The organism is Massilia niastensis DSM 21313 (assembly GCF_000382345.1).
Classification (GTDB): domain Bacteria; phylum Pseudomonadota; class Gammaproteobacteria; order Burkholderiales; family Burkholderiaceae_D; genus Telluria; species Telluria niastensis.
The window spans coordinates 14,370-31,043 of record NZ_KB908138.1; the positions used below are offsets into that span (position 1 = coordinate 14,370).

Genomic DNA, 16,674 nt, shown 5'->3' on the forward strand with positions numbered 1-16,674 from the left:
GCTTCAGCGCTGGGCCGGCGTGAAGGTATGGGTGTCGCCATGCGCCAGGAAGACCACATCCTGTACCAGCCCGGCCGCCCTGGCTTCGCGGACGAAGTCTTCGCGCGCAGACTGGTACACGTCGTAGTCGTCGCAGTGGACCGGCACCGTCTTCTTCGGCCTGACAAGCTGCATCATGCGCACCGCGTCCTTGCCGTCCATCGTCACTTGCGCGAGCCCGAGGAGGCGCATGCCGCCCAGGTGCAGCAGGGCCAGGTCGATGCCCGGAAAGCGCTGGGGAATCGCCTGGATGTCCTCGTAGACCAGGGTGTCGCCGCTGATGTAGATGCGGTAGTCGGGCGTGTCGGGATCGGCGCCGAAATCGAGCACCGAGCCCATGACCGTGGGCAGCATCACCGCGACCGCGGCCGGACCGTGGCGCGCCGGCGTCGCGGTGACGCGCAAGCGGCCTTCGCCCTTGCTGACGTCGAGGCGGTCCCAGGTGCTGAGCCCCGTGACGCGCGTGAAGCCCAGGCGCTTGAGGCGTTCCGACCCTTCCTTGGTGCTGACGATGGGCGTGGCCCGGTTCAGGCGCTCCTGCACCAGCTGGTCGAAGTGGTCGCCATGGAAGTGCGACAGCACGACCAGGTCGATCGGCGGCAGCTCCTCGAACCGGAGCGCGGGATTGGTCCTGCGTTGCGAGCTCAGTCCATAGCCCAGGTCCGCGTAGTCGCCCTTGTGCAGGAAGTTCGGATCGGTGAGGATGGTAAAGCCCTGGTAGCGGATCAGCACCGTCGCGGTGCCGATGAAGCGCACGCTGCCTTCCTTCGGCGATGCCGCCTCCCCCGGCGCCAGCTTCAGGCTGAATGTATCGCCCGGTTCCACGACGGGCGCCTGGGCCTGGGCGAGCTGCATGGCGCAGGCGCACAGGAGCATGGCAACGAAGCTGCATAGCGGACTGACGAAGGGCATGCGGTGCTCCGTATGATGGAAATCGACACGAAGCTAACAGAACCCGGCCATGGGCGGCGTACGGTTCGCCGCCGTCGCCTACAGCCTGGCGGTCGCCTCGGCCAGGCTGCGCCGCGCGGCGGCCCAGGGGGTGCCAGCCAGCGCCGCCTCGCACACGGCGCAAGGCTCGAAGGGATTACAGTCATGGGTGTAGTCGACGCAGTTGGCGCCGACCACCAGCTTGGCCGCATAGGCATCGACACGGCCGCCCGGGCCGGAGACGCCGCCCTTGGGCAGCCATTTCGCGAAGGCTTCGGTGGCCACGCCGTCCGGCACGTACCAGCGCTTGCGCGTCGCATTCCATTTGGCGCCTAGGGCCTTGGCGCCGTCCTTGTCGGCATACGGGACATCGAGATAGAGCATGGGCTACACAGCGTGGTTCATCGGCAGGCGCGGCCGGCGGCCGCGGAACGCATCATAACCCGGCCGGCGCCATCTGCCCAGTTCCGTCCGCATTCGCGAAGATGCCGCCGGCGCGCTCGAGGATCCGCCGCAGCGCCGGATGATGGACCCGGCGCTCGACCGTCACCGCATAGAACTGCTCGCTGATCGTGTCGATCGCGCCCACCTCCTCGAGCCCGTACTCCGCACACACGGTGTCGCCCAGCACGCCCGGCGCGGCGACGAAGCCGGCCCCGGAGCGCGCAAACGAGGCGAGCAAGGCGCCGTCGTCGAATTCGCCGACGATGATCGGGCGCAGCTGCTGGGCTTCCAGCCATCCCTTCAGCTGGCTGTGCACGGTCGCGTCCTGTCCGGGCATCAGGAAAGGCGCACCCTTGAGCCGGGCCGGGAAGGCTCCCGGCCAGTCGCGGCACAGCTGGGGATGGCCGAAGACGCTCAGGATGCTGGCGCCCAGCAGGTGGGTGTGGCCGCGGATCGCGCCGCCCGGCGGCAGGCCCTGGTCGGAAATGACGAGGTCGAGACGGTGCGCGCTCAGCTCGTGCATCAGGTGCAGGAAGCGCCCCTCGCGGCACACCAGCCGCATCGCCAGGCCGGCCTCGCGCGCCGGCTGCAGCAGGCGGAACGCCATGGTCTTGTGGATCACGTCGCAGATGCCGACTCGCAAGGTTTCGCTTTCCGTGAACACCCCGCGCCGGATCGCCTGCTCGAGTTCATTGCCAAGGCTAAAGATCTGGTCGGCATACTTCAACACGGTCTTGCCCGCCTCGGTCAGCTCCAGCAGCCGGCCCTTCTTCCTGAACAGTTCCTCGCCCATCTGGGCTTCGAGTACCTGCAGCTGGGTGCTGATCGCCTGCGCCGAGACATGCAGCTGCTGCGCCGCGCGGGCCACGGTGCCGCTGGTCGCCACCGTATGGAAGTACTGGAGGTGCTTGTAGTTAATCATGGAACAACACCAACCAAGTTGATGATTGCGAAAGATTATTCGATTTTACTTTCGCTTTGGCGCTCCGTATATTGATTACTTCAATCATTAGACGAGGAACACCATGCGAACCTATCCCACCAACAGTCCGAAAGCCATTTGCCGCCTGCTGGCCCTGACGATGATCGTCGACGGCCACCTGGCGCCGCGCGAGCTGAAGGCCCTGCACCACAGCGGCCTGCTGCGGCGCCTGGAGGTGAGCGAAGACACGTTCGACGAGACCGTCGGCGAGCTGTGCCAGGACCTGCTGGCATCCAGCGCCGACCCCGATGCCGGCATGGTCGAGATCGAGCCCGAGCTGCTCGACCGCCTGCTGGACGAGATCGACTCGCCCTTGCTGCGCATCTGCCTGCTCAAGGGTATGCTCGAGATTGCCCGCGCCGACGCGGTCATCGACCACCGCGAGCGCCGCTTGCTGCGCCGCGCCACCTATGCGTGGACGGAAGCCGAAGTCCTGGACGCGGACGTGGCCTGAGCAGGATGCGAACAGGTCGACAGCAGCGCTTGGGATAACAAAAAAGCTTACGACAACATGAAGATACCGGCTTGTGTCACGACGGTGCGGGATATCCGGCTGGTATTGGCATTTCCCCATCCGAGCTATGTGCGCCCCGGTGTCGGCGATGTGCTCCTGAACCGGCTATCGCCTTATTTCCCCGGTTTGCCAATCATGCTGGTGTCGACGAAAACCACGAATGCGCGCTGCTATGCGACCTTCGATGGCGACGACTTATTCAGGGAAATCGATATGGCGGCTATGTCGCTGCAGGAGATCGACATGGACTTGCCGCCTTGGGCCGATGTCGAGCCTCCGTTCTAGCGGCAAGCATTCGGATCGCTGCAGGCATTGAATGGCCGTTATTCCCGATCGAATATCGGTATTCTCAGGTCGCTGGAAAGTTGGGAGAAAGTGGCCCGCCCTACACGAATCGAACGTGTGACCCACAGCTTAGAAGGCTGTTGCTCTATCCAACTGAGCTAAGGGCGGATCGAAGAGAGGCGCTACTATAGCCTGTCCCCTCAGGGCTTGCAACACAGGCAAACATACAGGTAGCGTGGACAAGCGAAAGCAGGCCGTCGCAGACGGCCTGCCGGAAATCGGGGTGGTCGGAGTACAAGGATTCGAACCTTGGACCCCCTGGTCCCAAACCAGGTGCGCTACCGGGCTGCGCCACACTCCGACGTAGGTCCATCATACTCCCACCGCCGAACGGACGTCAACGCATCGCGCCAATCGCGCGCCCCGATGCGCCAGGTCCTCCAGGCGCCGCTCAGGCGGCCAGCTTGTCGGCGATGCGGCGCGCCATGCTTTCCGCTAGCTCGGCATCCTTCGCCTCGACCATGACGCGGATCAGGGGTTCGGTGCCCGAAGCGCGGATCAGCACGCGGCCGGTCTCGCCCAGCTCGCGCTCCACCGCTTCCTTCTCGGCCACCAGGGCCTGGTCGCTGGTCCAGTCGAAGCCCGGGTTCACTTTCTTGTTGATCAGGGTCTGCGGGTACAGCTTCAGCTCGGCGCAGCACTCGGCCAGCGACTTGTTGCCGCGCTTGAGCGCCGACAGCACCTGCAGCGCCGAGACGATGCCGTCGCCGGTGGTGTGCTTGTCCAGCGCCAGCAGGTGGCCCGAACCTTCGCCGCCGAACAGCCAGCCGCGCTCCTGCATCACTTCCAGCACGTAGCGGTCGCCGACCTTGGCGCGCGCGAAGCCGATGCCCAGCTGCTTGAAAGCCACCTCGAGCGCCATGTTGGTCATCAGGGTGCCGACCGCGCCAGCCACCGGGCCGGTCGCCATGCGGTCGCGCACCATCACGTACAGCAGTTCGTCGCCATTGTAGATGCGGCCGCTGGCGTCGCACATGATCAGGCGGTCGGCGTCGCCATCCAGGGCGATGCCGAGGTCGGCCTTGTTGGCCACCACGGCCTCGGACAGCGCCTTGGGCGCGGTCGCGCCGAAGCCGGCGTTGATGTTGAAGCCGTCCGGCGAGGCGCCGATCGAGATCACCTCGGCGCCCAGTTCATGGAACACGTGCGGCGCGATGTTGTAGGCGGCGCCATGGGCGCTGTCGACCACGATCTTCAGGCCGCGCAGGTCGAGCTCGTTCGGGAAAGTGCTCTTGCAGAATTCGATGTAGCGGCCCTGGGCGTCGCGCAGGCGGGTCGCGCGGCCCAGCTTGTCGGAACCGACGCAGCCCATCGGCTGGTCGATCGCATCCTCGATCTCCTGCTCGACCGCGTCGGGCAGCTTGGTGCCGTGTTCGGAGAAGAACTTGATGCCGTTGTCCTGGAACGGGTTGTGGGAGGCGGAGATCACGACGCCGGCCTGCAGGCGCAGCGCGCGGGTCAGGTAGGCGATGGCCGGGGTCGGCATCGGGCCGGCCAGCATCACGTCGACGCCCGCTGCCGAGAAGCCGGCCTCGAGGGCTGCTTCGAGCAGGTAGCCGGAAATGCGGGTGTCCTTGCCGATCAGGACGACGGGACGGCCGCTGCTGGATTTGCCGCCCTTTGCCAGGACGGTGCCTGCGGCATAGCCGAGGCGCATGACGAAGTCCGGCGTGATGGGCGCGACGCCCACGAGTCCACGAACACCGTCGGTACCGAAATATTTGCGTGCCATTCTTGTCTCTTTTCCGTGATTAATCGTTTGTCGCCGCATGCCATACTTTGAGGGCATCGGTTGTTTCTGTTACATCATGCACACGCACAATTCTAGCGCCATGCGCTACCGCAGCCAATGCCGCTCCGATACTGCCCGCCACACGCTGCTCGACGGGCCGGCCGGTGACGGCGCCGATCATCGACTTGCGGGACATCCCTGCCAGCACCGGCAGGGCCAGTTCGTCGCGGATCCGTTTCAGGTGGCGCAGCAAGGCATAGTTGTGTTCGACGGTCTTGCCGAAACCAAAGCCGGGGTCGAGGCAGATGCGCTCGCGGGCGATGCCGGCCGCCGTCATGGCCTCCACCCGCCCGCGCAGGAAGCCGATCACCTCGTCCACCACGTCGGCGTAGCTGGGCGCCTGCTGCATCGTCTGCGGCGTGGCCTGCATGTGCATCACGCACAGGCCGCAGTCGCTGTCGAGCACGGCTTCGATCGCGCCCGGCGCGCGGAAGCCGTTGATATCGTTGATCATGTCGGCGCCCGCGATCAGGGCTTCGCGCATGACTTCCGGCTTGCAGGTGTCGACCGACAGCGCCACGTCGAGGGTCTTGAGCGCATACAGGGCCGGCATCACGCGCCGCAGTTCCTCCGCGAGCGGCACGCTGGGCGAGCCGGGACGGGTCGATTCGCCGCCGATGTCGATCATCAGGGCGCCGTCGCGGATCATCTCCTCGGCATGCGAGAGCGCGAATTCGAGGCCCTGGTAGCGGCCGCCATCGGAAAACGAATCGGGAGTGACGTTCAGGATCCCCATCACGATGGGATGGGTGGATTCGCGGCCTTCCAGCGCAAAGCTGAAGCGGCCGCATTGCAGGTTCTTGGGCATGGCGGAAACAAGGAAAAAAACGAGCGGAAGCGTTAACGAACAAAAGGCATCCGGGAAGGATGCCTTTTGAGAGAAGATCAGCGCATCAGGCCGGTGCAGTGGCGTTTGGCGCCACACCGCCCGGACCGCTGTCGCCCGGAGGCGAGCGCTTGGTCAGGATGCCGTTCTTCGGCAGGCGCGGCTCGCGGCCGGCCATGATGTCGTTGATCTGTTCGGAGTCGATGGTTTCCCAGTCGAGCAGCGCCTTGGTCATCATTTCGACCTTGTCGCGGTTTTCCTCGAGCAGGCGGCGCGCCAGGGCATACTGCTGGTCGAGGATGGTGCGGATCTCGGCGTCCACCTTCTGCTGGGTCGCCTCCGAGATGGTCTTGGTGGCGCCGCCGAAGAAGCCTTCGTTCTCGCTGTCTTCGTACACCATGACGCCCATGCTCTCGGACATGCCGAAACGGGTGACCATCGAACGGGCCAGCTTGGTGGCGCGGGCGAAGTCGTTCGAGGCGCCGGTCGACATCTGGCCGACGAAGATCTCCTCGGCGATGCGGCCGCCGAACAGGATCGAGATTTCTTCGAGCATCTTGTCCTTGTAGCCAGACAGGTTGTCGTGCTCAGGCAGCTGCCAGGTCAGGCCCAGGGCATAGCCGCGCGGCATGATCGTGACCTTGTGCACCGGATCGGCCTTCGGCAGCAGCTTGGCGACCACCGCATGGCCCGACTCGTGGTAAGCCGTGTTGCGGCGCTCTTCCTCGCGCATGACCATCGACTTGCGCTCCGGACCCATGAAGATCTTGTCCTTGGCGTCTTCGAAGTCGTTCATCTCGACCAGGCGCTTGTTGCGGCGTGCGGCGAACAGCGCGGCTTCGTTGACCAGGTTGGCCAGGTCGGCGCCCGAGAAGCCCGGGGTGCCGCGCGCCAGGATGTCGGCCTTGACGTCGGTGCCGATCGGGACCTTGCGCATGTGCACGTTCAGGATCTGTTCGCGGCCGCGGATGTCCGGCAGGCCCACCATCACCTGGCGGTCGAAACGGCCCGGACGCAGCAGCGCCTTGTCGAGCACGTCGGCGCGGTTGGTCGCGGCGATGACGATGACGCCCGAGGAGGCTTCGAAGCCGTCCATCTCGACCAGCAGCTGGTTCAGGGTCTGTTCGCGCTCGTCGTTGCCGCCGCCCATGCCGGCGCCGCGGTGACGGCCGACCGCGTCGATCTCGTCGATGAAGATGATGCAAGGCGAATGCTTCTTGGCATTCTCGAACATGTCACGGACGCGGGATGCGCCGACGCCGACGAACATCTCGACGAAGTCGGAACCCGAGATCGAGAAGAACGGCACCTTGGCTTCGCCGGCGATGGCGCGCGCCAGCAGGGTCTTGCCGGTACCCGGAGGGCCCACCATCAGCACGCCGCGCGGGATACGGCCGCCCAGCTTCTGGAACTTGGTCGGGTCTTTCAGGAAGTCGACGATCTCGCCGACTTCTTCCTTCGCCTCGTCGCAGCCGGCGACGTCGGAGAAGGTCACGGTGTTGTTGGTTTCATCGAGCATGCGCGCCTTCGATTTGCCGAAGGAGAACGCGCCGCCCTTGCCGCCGCCTTGCATCTGGCGCATGAAGAATACCCACACGCCGATCAGGAGCAGCATCGGGAACCAGGAGATGAACACCTGCTGCAGGAACGACGGTTCCTCCGGCGGTTTCACATCGAAGCGCACGTTGTTCTCGCGCAGGTCGCCGATCAGGCCACGGTCGAGGATGGTCGCGGTGGCGCGCACCTTGGTATCGTCGGCGCGGGTCGCGGTGATGTTCGAGCCCTCGATGACGACGTCCTTGATGCGACGCGCCTTCACATCGTCGAGCAGCTCGGAATAAGCGATGGTCTTGCTGCCGCCAGCAACGCTGTGGGTGTCGAACTGCTTGAACAGCATGAACAACAGCAGCGCGACCACCACCCAGATGGCGGATTTGGAAAACATATTATTCACGAAGACTCCTCCGATGCGATGCGCATCTCTACCGATTACAGTACGTCGATTTTAACCGCAATAAGCCGACACTGCTACGCAGCGCCCGCAATAGTGCTTGAATGCTAGTAATACAAGGTTCAACTCATGACGCAACCGTTTGCACACAAACAGCCTCACGCGGCTGATGTGCGGGTACAAGAGCGAAAATCAAGGGGCATCGCCCTCGTCATCGGCCTCTTTTTGCGCCACGGGGTGCTTCAATCCACGCCCCAGCAGGAAAATCTCGGAGGATTTGTCGCGGCTGGCCTTTGGTTTGACCTGTTTCACGGTCCGGAATTCATGTCGAAATTTCTCCAGAATCTGGGTAAAACCCATGTCTTTGAAACACTTTACCAGCAATGCCCCGCCCGGTTTCAAGTGTAACTGAGAAAATTCAATGGCCAGATCGATCAGGTCTTCCATGCGCGCCGCATCGGCCGATGGAATACCGGACAGGTTGGGCGCCATGTCGGACAGCACCAGGTCGACCTTGCGGTCGCCCAGCACCTCGCCCAGCTTGTGGAGGATCTCCTCTTCGCGAAAATCGCCCTGGATGAAATGCATGTCGGCGATCGGCTCCATGGGCAGGATGTCCAGGCCGATGATGGTGCCGTGGATGCCGCCACCCTCCTTGCCCGCCAGCTTGCGGCGGGTGTACTGGCCCCAGCTGCCGGGGGTGCAGCCGAGGTCGACGATCACCTGGCCCGGCTTGATCAGCTTTTCGCTTTCGTCGATCTCCTTGAGCTTGTAGGCGGCGCGGGCGCGGTAACCGTCCTTTTGCGCCATTTTCACGTAGGGATCGTTAATGTGGTCGTGCAACCAGTTTTTGTTTAATTTGTTCTTGGCCATTCGCGTAGAATACTGCTTTTATAGGTACATCAAAAAATTATTATGCTTAAACTCACACCGGCCGAGCGCAGCGCCCTGCGCGCAGAGGCCCATGGCCTCAATCCTGTCGTCATGATCGGCGAAGCCGGGCTGTCCGAATCCGTCATGAAGGAAATCGACGCCAGCCTCGACGCGCACGGCCTGATCAAGGTGCGCGTGTTCGGCGACGACCGCGAGCAGCGCGTCGCGATCTACGAACAGATCTGCGAAGAACTCGGCGCGGCGCCGGTCCAGCACATCGGCAAGCTGCTGGTGCTGTACCGTCCGAAGAAGGAAACGGTCAAGGAACGCAGCGGCAAGTCCGGTCCGGGCATGCGCGAAGTCACCATCGTCAAGGCCAGCGCCAGCGGCACCAAGAAGCCGAGCGTCACCAAGGTCATGCTCAAAGGGAACGAGCGCGTGACGGCGGGCGGCAACATCAAGCGCGCCAAGCCGCGTCAGACCAGTACCAAGAAAAATGCACTGAACAAGTGATTGAAAAACCGGGGCGACCCGGTTTTTTTTCGCCTGGGGCAGCCGGAACGCCGGCGTGGGCAAGACCCGCCCACCCCGCCGATTCAGCGGCTCTTCAGGACCAGGAAAGCACCCAGCAGGCTTTCCGCCAGGTGGAACAGCTGCGACGCGCCATGCATCACGGCGAACTGCGTCCAGTACGGCGACGCCCGCACGCCGGCCGGGCCGGCCAGCTCGCGCAGGCCCGCCATGGCCGGCTGCAGCCCGACATGGATCACCAGCGCACAGGCCAGCATCGCCAGCACCAGCAGGTGCAGGAAGCGCCGCCGCGGCGGCTCCAGGTCGGTCGCGAAGCGCAGCAGCACCAGCAGCAGCGCGGCGCAGGAGAACGCCAGCCAGGCCTGGCGCGTCAGCAGGACCGCCACCAGGTCGCCGGCCAGATTGCTCGGCAGGACGGCGAAGGCGGCCGGCGCCGCGAGGTAGCCGAGCACCCACAGGCTGCCCGCCCACAGCGCCGCCACCAGCAGGCGCGCGCCGGCCAGGCGGCCGGTGAGCGGACGCACTGCGCCGGCGCTGGCCGCGGTCGGCTTCATCAGACGTAGCGGACTTCGAGGATCTCGTACTCGCGCGGGCCCGACGGCGCCTGCACTTCGACCACGTCGCCGGCATACTTGCCGATCAGGGCGCGCGCGATCGGCGAGGTCACCGAGACCTTGTTCATCTTCAGGTCGGCTTCGTCCAGGCCGACGATCTGGTAGCTCACCTTCTGGCCGTTGTCCAGGTCTTCCAGGTCGACGGTCGAGGCGAACACGACGCGGCCTTCGGCGTCCAGCGTGGCCGGGTCGATCACCTGTGCAGTGCTCAGCTTGCCTTCCAGTTCGGCGATGCGGCCTTCGACGAAGGCCTGGCGCTCCTTGGCGGCATCGTATTCGGCGTTTTCGGACAGGTCGCCATGCGAACGCGCCTCGGCGATCGCGTCGATCACGATGCGGCGCTCCTTGGTCTTGAGCTGATGCAGTTCTTCCTTCAACAGTTCAGCGCCGTATTTGGTCAATGGAGTGTTCATGGTGTCTGGTCTTTGTGTTTACTTTACGGACGTACCAAGTGAAAACCACAGAGGCACACGGCGCAACGCCGCGCGAGCTCTGTGGTTTGACTGGTACTACTTGCCGCTTAGTTTAAGGTTTTATGCAGACCTTGTAAATCATAGACCTGCAGTTCGTCGATGTGGCGCATGCCCTCGATCGCGGCTTCCGCGCCGGCGATGGTGGTATAGGTTACCACGCGCGAGGCCAGGGCCGAGGTACGGATCGCACGCGAGTCGGCGATGGCGCTGCGCTTTTCCTCGACCGTGTTCACGACCAGCACGATCTCGTGGTTCTTGATCATGTCGACCACGTGCGGACGGCCCTCGAGCACCTTGTTCACGGCGCGCACCGGAATGCCGGCGGCGGAGATGACGGCCGCGGTGCCCTTGGTCGCCACCAGGCTGAAGCCCAGTTCCACCAGGTCGCGCGCCACGGCGACGGCGCGCGGCTTGTCCGAGGCCTTCACCGACAGGAACACGCTGCCCGACTTCGGCAGGATGATGCCGGCCGCGAGCTGCGACTTGACGAAGGCTTCACCGAAGGTCATGCCCACGCCCATCACTTCGCCGGTCGATTTCATTTCCGGTCCGAGGATGGTGTCGACGCCAGGGAATTTCACGAACGGGAACACGACTTCCTTGACGCTGTAGAACGGCGGCGTGACTTCCGCCGTCACGCCCTGCTGGGCCAGGGTCTGGCCGACCATGCAGCGCGCCGCGATCTTGGCCAGCTGCAGGCCGGTCGCCTTCGACACGAAGGGCACGGTGCGCGAGGCGCGCGGGTTCACTTCCAGCACGAACACGGTGTCGACCAGCTGGCCGTTCTCTTCCTTCTGCTGGATCGCGAACTGCACGTTCATCAGGCCGACCACGTTCAGGGCCTTGGCCATCAGCGAAGTCTGGTGCTTCAGTTCGGCGATGGTCTCCGGCGACAGCGAGTATGGCGGCAGCGAGCAGGCCGAGTCGCCCGAGTGCACGCCGGCCTGTTCGATGTGTTCCATCACGCCGCCGATGAAGGTGGCTTCGCCGTCCGAGATGCAGTCGACGTCGACTTCGACGGCGTCGTTCAGGAAGCGGTCCAGCAGCACCGGCGAATCGTGCGAGACCTTGACCGCTTCGCGCATGTAGCGCTCGAGGTCGCGCTGCTCGTGGACGATTTCCATCGCGCGGCCGCCCAGCACGTAGGACGGGCGCACCACCAGCGGGTAGCCGATTTCCTGGGCCAGGGCCAGCGCCTCGGTTTCGGTGCGCGCGGTGCGGTTCGGCGGCTGGCGCAGGCCGAGCTTCTGCAGCAGCTGCTGGAAGCGCTCGCGGTCTTCGGCGGCGTCGATCATGTCCGGCGAGGTGCCGATGATCGGCACGCCGTTGGCTTCGAGGTCGAGCGCCAGCTTCAGCGGGGTCTGGCCGCCGTACTGGACGATCACGCCTTCCGGCTTTTCGAGTTCCACGATCTCGAGCACGTCTTCCAGGGTCAGCGACTCGAAGTACAGGCGGTCCGAGGTGTCGTAGTCGGTCGAGACGGTTTCGGGGTTGCAGTTGACCATGATGGTCTCGTAGCCGTCTTCGCGCATCGCGAGGGCCGCGTGGACGCAGCAGTAGTCGAACTCGATGCCCTGGCCGATCCGGTTCGGGCCGCCGCCCAGCACCATGATCTTCTTCTTGTCGGTCGGGTTGGACTCGCACTCCTCGTCGTAGGTCGAGTACATGTAGGCGGTGTTGGTCGAGAACTCCGCGGCGCAGGTGTCGACGCGCTTGTACACCGGGCGCACGCCCAGGGCGTGGCGGCGTGCGCGGATGTCTTCCGGCTTGACCTTGAGCAGGAAGGCCAGGCGGCGGTCCGCGAAGCCCTTCTGCTTGAGGCGGTACAGCAGCGCCTTGTCGAGCGCGTCCAGGGTCTGGGTCTCGAGCCACAGCTCGATGTCCACGATCTCCTTGATCTGGACCAGGAACCACGGATCGATCTTGGTCAGGTTGTGCACTTCGTCCAGGGTGAAGCCCTGGGCGAACGCGTCGCCGACGTACCAGATGCGATCCGGACCCGGCTCGCCCAGTTCCTCTTCGATCTTCTCGCGGTCGCGGGTCTTCTCGTTCAGGCCATCCACGCCCACTTCGAGGCCGCGCAGGGCCTTCTGGAAGGATTCCTGGAAGGTGCGGCCCATCGCCATGACTTCACCCACCGATTTCATCTGGGTGGTCAGGTGCTTGTCGGCGGTCGGGAATTTCTCGAAGGTGAAGCGCGGGATCTTGGTCACCACGTAGTCGATCGACGGCTCGAACGAGGCCGGGGTCGCGCCGCCGGTGATCTCGTTGCGCAGCTCATCGAGCGTAAAACCGACGGCCAGCTTGGCGGCGACCTTGGCGATCGGGAAGCCGGTGGCCTTCGAGGCCAGCGCCGACGAACGCGACACGCGCGGATTCATCTCGATGACGATCATGCGGCCGTCCTTCGGGTTGATCGCGAACTGCACGTTCGAGCCGCCGGTGTCGACGCCGATCTCGCGCAGGACGTTGATCGACGCGTTGCGCATGATCTGGTATTCCTTGTCGGTCAGGGTCTGCGCCGGTGCGACCGTGATCGAGTCGCCGGTGTGCACGCCCATCGGATCCAGGTTCTCGATCGAGCAGATGATGATGCAGTTGTCCTTCTTGTCGCGGACCACTTCCATCTCGTACTCTTTCCAGCCCAGCAGCGATTCTTCGATCAGCAGCTCGGAGGTCGGCGAGGCTTCCAGGCCGCGCTTGCAGATCTGTTCGAATTCTTCTTCGTTGTAGGCGATGCCGCCGCCGCTGCCGCCCATGGTGAACGACGGACGGATGATGGTCGGGAAGCCCAGCTCGCGCTGCACCGCCCACGATTCTTCCATCGAGTGCGCCACGCCCGAGCGTGCCGAACCGAGGCCGATCTTGGTCATCGCATCCTTGAACTTGGAGCGGTCCTCGGCCTTGTCGATCGCCTCGGGCGTCGCGCCGATCAGCTCGACCTTGTACTTGTCCAGCACGCCGTGGCGGTGCAGGTCGAGCGCGCAGTTCAGCGCGGTCTGGCCGCCCATGGTCGGCAGGATCGCGTCGGGACGCTCCTTGTCGATGATGCGCTCGACGACCTTCCAGGTGATCGGCTCGATGTAGGTGACGTCGGCCGTTTCCGGGTCGGTCATGATGGTCGCCGGGTTCGAGTTGACCAGGATGACCTTGTAGCCTTCTTCGCGCAGGGCCTTGCAGGCCTGGGCGCCCGAGTAGTCGAACTCGACCGCCTGGCCGATGACGATCGGACCCGCGCCGATGATCAGGATGCTTTTGATATCACTACGCTTAGGCATTTACTTTTTCCCCTGCATTTACTTTTTCTCCAGTCGCTTGCATCAGGCTGATGAAGCGGTCGAACAGATAGGCGACGTCGGTCGGGCCGGGCGAGGCTTCCGGGTGGCCCTGGAAGCAGAAGGCCGGCTTGTCGGTGCGCTCGAAGCCCTGCAGCGAGCCGTCGAACAGCGACACGTGGGTCACGCGGCAGTTGGCCGGCAGGGTTTCCGGGTCGACCGCGAAGCCATGGTTTTGCGAGGTGATCAGGACCTTCTTCGAATCGAGGTCCTGCACCGGGTGGTTGGCGCCGTGGTGGCCGAACTTCATCTTCATGGTCTTCGCGCCGGAGGCGAGCGCCATGATCTGGTGGCCGAGGCAGATGCCGAAGGTCGGGATGCCCTTCTCGATCAGTTCACGGGACGCCTTGATCGCGTAGTCGCAGGGTTCCGGGTCGCCCGGGCCGTTGGCCAGGAAGATGCCGTCCGGGTTCAGGGCCAGCGCGTCGGCCGCAGTGGACTGGGCCGGCAGCACGGTGACCTTGCAGCCGCGTTCGGCCAGCATGCGCAGGATGTTGCGCTTGACGCCGTAGTCGAAGGCCACCACGTGGTACTGGGGATTCTCCTGCTTGCCGTAGCCTTCGCCGAGCTTCCACTCGGTTTCGCTGAATTCGTAGGGCTCCTTGACCGAGACCACCTTGGCCAGGTCCATGCCGCTCAGGCCCGGGAAGGAACGCGCCAGCTCCAGCGCCTGGGCCGGGGACGGCTCGGCGCCTTGCGTGCCGGTCAGGATGGCGCCGCCCTGGGCGCCCTTCTCGCGCAGGATACGGGTCAGCTTGCGGGTATCGATGCCGGCGATGGCGACCACGTTTTCTGCCTTCAGGTAGTCCGACAGCGATTGCGTGGAACGGAAATTCGAGGCCAGCAGCGGCAGGTCACGGATGATCAGGCCGGCGGCGTGCACTTTCGATGCTTCGACGTCCTGCGTGTTGATGCCGTAGTTGCCGATGTGCGGGTACGTCAGGGTGACGATCTGACGCGAATAGCTGGGGTCGGTAAGGATTTCCTGGTAGCCGGTGATCGCGGTGTTAAACACCACTTCTCCGGTCGTGTGACCGGCGGCGCCAATGGAATAGCCTTTGAAAATCGTTCCGTCTGCAAGGGCCAGGATGGCCGGAACGGCTGGGCCAGAAAAAAATGGCGGCAAGGGTAACTCCCAATAAAGTTACCGTAGCTGCGCCACGTCAGACCGACATCCAACGGTGCTGGGCTGCGTCATGCGCGCCAGGGTTGGAGGCCAAGTTGAATGAGGGATGGTGGGTAAGCGCTACGGCAGGTAAGTGAATGGTTAAACTTCCAAATTATAGCGCGAATCGCCTCGCCCGGCAATGCGGCGATTCGACAAAAGCGGCGCGATTTTTGGCGAAACACATGCGAAAACATGTGCTTGTGCTGCTTCCGTGAAAGTTTGGAGGAGTCCGGCCACCCGCCTGCCCTGCCCCATGCGCGATCGCGGCGCGCGCCGCGATCCGGAGGCGCCGATCGACATGGACCGGGGCCTGCCTGGCCGCGCCGTGCATGGCGCGGCCGTGCGCGGCGGCGTCAGGCGCCGATCAGCGCGGCGATGCCAGCCTTGGCCACTTGCGCATCTTCGTTCGACTTCACGCCGGACACGCCGACGGCGCCGATCACGTGGCCTTCGACGACGACGGGCACGCCGCCTTCGAGCATGCCTGCGATCTGCGGCGCGCTCAGGAAGGAGATCCGGCCGTTATTGATGAGCTCTTCATAGATCTTCGATTCGCGGCGGCCGAGGGCGGCGGTGTTCGCCTTGGCCGGCGCGATATGCGACGAGATCGGCGGCGCGCCGTCGAGGCGCTGCTGCCACATCAGGTGGCCGCCGTCGTCGACGATGGCGATGGTCACGGCCCAGTTGTTGCGGACGGCTTCGGCCTCGGCGGCTGCGGCGATGGTCTTGACGTCGGCGAGGGTGAGGTAAGGCTTCGATTGCATGGCTTTCCTTGTCGTTATGGTTGCTGCTTGGCCTTGAGCTTGGCCTTGATCTGGGGCATGACGGCGGCCGCGGCCTGCTCGCCGGCCAGGATCGCGAGATTGCGGCCGTTGAAGTCGCTGCTGCCCATGTTGCCGAGCGCCGGCGTGATGACCACGTCGGCCTCCTTCAGTTCGAAATGGTTGAGGCGCTGGCCCATGATGCTGAAGGTCTGCATCAGCACGTCGAGCGAGCTGGCGGTGGCCGCGCCTTCGGTCTGGCTCGAGATATTAACCGCAATAATGAAATCGGCGCCCATCTCGCGTGTGAACTTGACCGGCACCGGAGCGACCAGGCCGCCATCCACATAGGTATTGGCGCCGATCTTCACCGGCTGGAACACGCTCGGCACGGCCGAGGAAGCGCGCACCGCCATCCCGGTATTGCCGCGGTTAAACAGAATCGGCTGGCCGGTCTTCAGGTCGGTGGCGACGGCGCCGAAGCGAATCTTGAGCTTTTCCATCGGCACATTGCCGACTGCCTTGTTCACATACGTCTGCAGGGCTTCGCCCTTGAGCACGCCCGTCGATTTGCTGAACAGCGGCAAGGCCCAGTCGGAAATCGTGGCCTCGTCCATCTGCAGTGCCGTCTTCTGCAGCGCAAACCCGCTCAACCCGGAAGCGTAGAGCGAGCCGACCACCGAGCCGGCGCTGGTCCCGACCACGATCTCGGGCACGATCCCCTGGGCCTCGAGCGCCTTGATGACCCCGATATGCGCAAACCCGCGCGCCGCCCCGCCGCCGAGGGCGAGGCCGATCCTGATTTTCTTGGGCGGCAGCGGCGCCGCCTGGGGCAGCGGCGCCACCGGCGCCGGCGGCGTGGTAGGAGCGCTGCCGCAGGCAGCCAACAGCATCGCCGCGCAGGCGACGAGGGAGGAACGACGAGAGAACATAAATAGTGCCGAAAAGAACGAGGCACGATTGTACCCCGACCCAGCAGCGAGGGTCAGCCTTTGCATCCCTTCAAAGAATGAGGGTCAGAGTCTAATGCGGTTAAGTTAAGCCGCCTTTGATCATTTGGCTGTTGTAAACGTGTAGCGGCTCTGTTAACCTTCGG

At 64.3% G+C, this 16,674-nt stretch carries 16 protein-coding genes and 2 tRNA genes; 3 read left to right on the forward strand and 15 right to left on the reverse strand.

From position 1 onward, the window contains the following. Nucleotides 1–3: 3 nt before the first annotated feature. From H162_RS0125130 to H162_RS0125140, 3 genes are all read right to left on the reverse strand, one after another. Nucleotides 4–951 carry an MBL fold metallo-hydrolase gene (locus tag H162_RS0125130; RefSeq protein WP_020656252.1) on the reverse strand — a complete coding sequence of 316 codons (948 nt, stop codon included), beginning with the start codon at nt 949–951 and terminating at the stop codon, nt 4–6. 78 nt (nt 952–1,029) lie between these two features. After that, a complete protein-coding gene (locus H162_RS0125135; RefSeq protein ID WP_020656253.1) occupies nt 1,030–1,353 on the reverse strand; it encodes a DUF5710 domain-containing protein in 324 nt (107 codons plus the stop codon). A gap of 52 nt (nt 1,354–1,405) precedes the next feature. Next, on the reverse strand, nt 1,406–2,335 hold the full coding sequence (locus tag H162_RS0125140) for a LysR family transcriptional regulator (protein WP_020656254.1): 930 nt from the start codon (nt 2,333–2,335) through the stop codon (nt 1,406–1,408). Nucleotides 2,336–2,438: 103 nt separating this feature from the next. Between H162_RS0125140 and H162_RS0125145 the strand changes: the two genes are divergently transcribed. Together H162_RS0125145 and H162_RS34450 are read left to right on the forward strand one after the other, a co-directional pair. Further along, nucleotides 2,439–2,849 carry a tellurite resistance TerB family protein gene (locus H162_RS0125145; RefSeq protein ID WP_020656255.1) on the forward strand — a complete coding sequence of 137 codons (411 nt, stop codon included), beginning with the start codon at nt 2,439–2,441 and terminating at the stop codon, nt 2,847–2,849. Nucleotides 2,850–2,906: 57 nt separating this feature from the next. Next, nucleotides 2,907–3,194, forward strand: a complete 288-nt coding sequence (locus tag H162_RS34450) for a hypothetical protein (RefSeq protein ID WP_156885794.1) — start codon at nt 2,907–2,909, stop codon at nt 3,192–3,194. Between the two features lie 91 nt (nt 3,195–3,285). On the opposite strand, the gene H162_RS0125155 is transcribed toward H162_RS34450, so the two are convergent. The 6 genes from H162_RS0125155 to H162_RS0125180 form a co-directional block, all read right to left on the reverse strand. Continuing rightward, nucleotides 3,286–3,362: transfer RNA gene (locus H162_RS0125155), tRNA-Arg, on the reverse strand. Between the two features lie 116 nt (nt 3,363–3,478). Beyond that, nucleotides 3,479–3,555: transfer RNA gene (locus H162_RS0125160), tRNA-Pro, on the reverse strand. Nucleotides 3,556–3,645: 90 nt separating this feature from the next. Beyond that, nucleotides 3,646–4,986 carry a phosphoglucosamine mutase gene (gene glmM / locus H162_RS0125165; protein ID WP_026355074.1) on the reverse strand — a complete coding sequence of 447 codons (1,341 nt, stop codon included), beginning with the start codon at nt 4,984–4,986 and terminating at the stop codon, nt 3,646–3,648. Between the two features lie 19 nt (nt 4,987–5,005). Beyond that, complete coding sequence (gene folP / locus H162_RS0125170) at nt 5,006–5,854, reverse strand: dihydropteroate synthase (RefSeq protein ID WP_020656258.1); 849 nt, start codon at nt 5,852–5,854, stop codon at nt 5,006–5,008. An 85-nt stretch (nt 5,855–5,939) separates the two neighbouring features. After that, nucleotides 5,940–7,826 carry an ATP-dependent zinc metalloprotease FtsH gene (gene ftsH, locus H162_RS0125175; protein ID WP_026355075.1) on the reverse strand — a complete coding sequence of 629 codons (1,887 nt, stop codon included), beginning with the start codon at nt 7,824–7,826 and terminating at the stop codon, nt 5,940–5,942. A gap of 189 nt (nt 7,827–8,015) precedes the next feature. After that, nucleotides 8,016–8,696 carry an RlmE family RNA methyltransferase gene (locus tag H162_RS0125180; protein WP_020656260.1) on the reverse strand — a complete coding sequence of 227 codons (681 nt, stop codon included), beginning with the start codon at nt 8,694–8,696 and terminating at the stop codon, nt 8,016–8,018. Between the two features lie 42 nt (nt 8,697–8,738). Between H162_RS0125180 and yhbY the strand changes: the two genes are divergently transcribed. Continuing rightward, entirely contained in the window at nt 8,739–9,209 is a 471-nt protein-coding gene (gene yhbY, locus H162_RS0125185; protein ID WP_020656261.1) for a ribosome assembly RNA-binding protein YhbY, read from the forward strand. An 83-nt stretch (nt 9,210–9,292) separates the two neighbouring features. On the opposite strand, the gene H162_RS0125190 is transcribed toward yhbY, so the two are convergent. The 6 genes from H162_RS0125190 to H162_RS0125215 all read right to left on the reverse strand — a co-directional run bounded on the left by H162_RS0125190 (nt 9,293) and on the right by H162_RS0125215 (nt 16,510). Next, nucleotides 9,293–9,781: a DUF4149 domain-containing protein gene (locus tag H162_RS0125190; protein ID WP_020656262.1), complete on the reverse strand. Its 489-nt coding sequence runs from the start codon at nt 9,779–9,781 to the stop codon at nt 9,293–9,295. Next, entirely contained in the window at nt 9,781–10,254 is a 474-nt protein-coding gene (gene greA, locus H162_RS0125195; RefSeq protein ID WP_026355077.1) for a transcription elongation factor GreA, read from the reverse strand. Before greA ends, H162_RS0125190 begins: the two co-directional genes overlap by 1 nt. 107 nt (nt 10,255–10,361) lie before the next feature. Beyond that, entirely contained in the window at nt 10,362–13,592 is a 3,231-nt protein-coding gene (gene carB, locus H162_RS0125200) for a carbamoyl-phosphate synthase large subunit (protein WP_020656264.1), read from the reverse strand. Next, nucleotides 13,585–14,775, reverse strand: coding sequence for a glutamine-hydrolyzing carbamoyl-phosphate synthase small subunit (gene carA, locus H162_RS0125205; protein WP_026355078.1), 1,191 nt, complete (start codon nt 14,773–14,775; stop codon nt 13,585–13,587). The genes carB and carA overlap by 8 nt, the downstream gene beginning before the upstream one ends. 395 nt (nt 14,776–15,170) lie before the next feature. Beyond that, a complete protein-coding gene (locus H162_RS0125210; protein WP_020656266.1) occupies nt 15,171–15,581 on the reverse strand; it encodes a GlcG/HbpS family heme-binding protein in 411 nt (136 codons plus the stop codon). Nucleotides 15,582–15,595: 14 nt separating this feature from the next. After that, entirely contained in the window at nt 15,596–16,510 is a 915-nt protein-coding gene (locus tag H162_RS0125215) for a patatin-like phospholipase family protein (protein ID WP_026355079.1), read from the reverse strand. Nucleotides 16,511–16,674: the final 164 nt, after the last annotated feature.

Bases quoted from the DNA above. Each gene is read 5' to 3' on its own strand.
- H162_RS0125130 (WP_020656252.1), bottom strand. From the start codon at position 951: ATGCCCTTCGTCAGTCCGCTATGCAGCTTCGTTGCCATGCTCCTGTGC.
- H162_RS0125135 (WP_020656253.1), bottom strand. From the start codon at position 1,353: ATGCTCTATCTCGATGTCCCGTATGCCGACAAGGACGGCGCCAAGGCC.
- H162_RS0125140 (WP_020656254.1), bottom strand. From the start codon at position 2,335: ATGATTAACTACAAGCACCTCCAGTACTTCCATACGGTGGCGACCAGC.
- H162_RS0125145 (WP_020656255.1), top strand. From the start codon at position 2,439: ATGCGAACCTATCCCACCAACAGTCCGAAAGCCATTTGCCGCCTGCTG.
- H162_RS34450 (WP_156885794.1), top strand. From the start codon at position 2,907: ATGAAGATACCGGCTTGTGTCACGACGGTGCGGGATATCCGGCTGGTA.
- glmM (WP_026355074.1), bottom strand. From the start codon at position 4,986: ATGGCACGCAAATATTTCGGTACCGACGGTGTTCGTGGACTCGTGGGC.
- folP (WP_020656258.1), bottom strand. From the start codon at position 5,854: ATGCCCAAGAACCTGCAATGCGGCCGCTTCAGCTTTGCGCTGGAAGGC.
- H162_RS0125180 (WP_020656260.1), bottom strand. From the start codon at position 8,696: ATGGCCAAGAACAAATTAAACAAAAACTGGTTGCACGACCACATTAAC.
- yhbY (WP_020656261.1), top strand. From the start codon at position 8,739: ATGCTTAAACTCACACCGGCCGAGCGCAGCGCCCTGCGCGCAGAGGCC.
- H162_RS0125190 (WP_020656262.1), bottom strand. From the start codon at position 9,781: ATGAAGCCGACCGCGGCCAGCGCCGGCGCAGTGCGTCCGCTCACCGGC.
- greA (WP_026355077.1), bottom strand. From the start codon at position 10,254: ATGAACACTCCATTGACCAAATACGGCGCTGAACTGTTGAAGGAAGAA.
- carB (WP_020656264.1), bottom strand. From the start codon at position 13,592: ATGCCTAAGCGTAGTGATATCAAAAGCATCCTGATCATCGGCGCGGGT.
- H162_RS0125210 (WP_020656266.1), bottom strand. From the start codon at position 15,581: ATGCAATCGAAGCCTTACCTCACCCTCGCCGACGTCAAGACCATCGCC.
- H162_RS0125215 (WP_026355079.1), bottom strand. From the start codon at position 16,510: ATGTTCTCTCGTCGTTCCTCCCTCGTCGCCTGCGCGGCGATGCTGTTG.